This is a genomic window from Collinsella sp. CLA-ER-H6 (assembly GCF_040092305.1).
Lineage (GTDB): Bacteria > Actinomycetota > Coriobacteriia > Coriobacteriales > Coriobacteriaceae > Collinsella.
This window is the reverse complement of sequence record NZ_JBBNLS010000039.1, coordinates 1-1,289: the sequence shown is the minus strand read 5'-3', so window position 1 is coordinate 1,289 and position 1,289 is coordinate 1. Positions and strand designations below refer to the sequence as shown.

The following is a 1,289-nucleotide window of genomic DNA, read 5'->3' as shown; positions in this document are numbered from 1 at the left end:
CCCCGAGCATCGCCCTGAAGGCCCTGGCGGGCGTCGAGAAGCCGAGCGCGCCGCGGGGCTCGGAGTTCACGTGCGACATGGCCAGCGCCAGGTCCGCCGGGGCGAGCCGGTCGAACCTGAGTCCGGAGCCCTTGGGCAGCAGCTTCCTTATCTCGACGTGGTTTCGCTCGCAGGCGCCCTTCTGGTCGCTGCGCCTCGGGTCGCAGTAGAACAGCCTCGTCTCGCCCGGCCCCTCGCCGACGAGGTCCGCGATCGCCCGCTCGTCGGAGAACTCCGTGCCGTTGTCGGTGAGCACGGCGCGGAAGACCCTGCCCATGCCGTCGGCGCCGAGGACCTCCCTGATATCGCCCAGGGCGGCCGCGACGCGCCCGGCGGTCTTCTCCGCCAGCGGCAGCGCGAGCTGCAGCCTGCTGGGGCGGTGCAGCAGCGTGAGCAGGCAGGCGGAGTCCTCCCGGGCGCCCTCGACGGTGTCCATCTCCCAGGCCGCGGCGCACGCGTCCTCCCCGAGGGCGAGGAACGCGGCATGCGACCTGCGGGCGGAGTGGCGCGTGGCCGCCCGGCCGGCGGCGCGCTTCCTCGGCCTGTAGCCGACCTTGCGCCTGAGCTCCATGTTGGTCATGCCGTCGTAGCCCGCCGAGACCCAGCGGTAGATCGTCGAGGGCGACAGGTCCACGGGCCCGCCGTTCCGGGCCGACAGCTGCTCGGGCGACAGGCCGCGGCGCAGGCCGTCGCGAATGTGGGCGAGCGCCTCGGCCGCGGCGGGCTCGTCGGCGTCTATCCCGCGCCTGGACGAGACGAGGACCGAGTCGGCGCACAGCTGCGCGGCCCGGGCCTCGTAGAAGATGTGGGGGCGGCGCTTGCAGCCGATCGCGCGGTACCGGCCGCAGCCGTTGCAGCATCGCGGCCACGCCGCCAGGCGCGGGCAGGCCGCCGACAGGTCGGCGGAGGCGTCCACGCGCTCGCCGCGCCTGGACTTCGGCGCCGTCACGAACCTGTGCGACGCCACCTCGGCGCTCACCGTCGAGGGCGACCTGCCCAGCTCCCTCGCGATCTCCCTGCACGAGGCCCTGCGCTCCAGCATCCTCTGGACCGTGTCCCGCTCGTGCCTCGTGAGCCTTCCGTAGGCCCTCGGGACCGCCTTCTCGGAACCCTTCTTCCTCTTTCCGGACATGCCGTCCTCCGATCTCCCGGGGCCGGCCGGTCCGGCCCTCAGGGTATCGGGTTCCCACATTCATCCGCACATGTGCGGATGAATGTGGGAGGTGTTCGGATGAAGTTGATAATCAAGG

The 1,289-nt window shown here is 72.5% G+C and carries 1 protein-coding gene; it reads right to left on the bottom strand.

All coding sequences use genetic code 11. From position 1 onward, the window contains the following. A partial coding sequence (locus AAAX77_RS09800; protein ID WP_349106094.1) for an IS30 family transposase occupies positions 1-1,171 on the bottom strand: 1,171 nt, incomplete at its 3' end. Positions 1,172-1,289 lie beyond the last annotated feature (118 nt).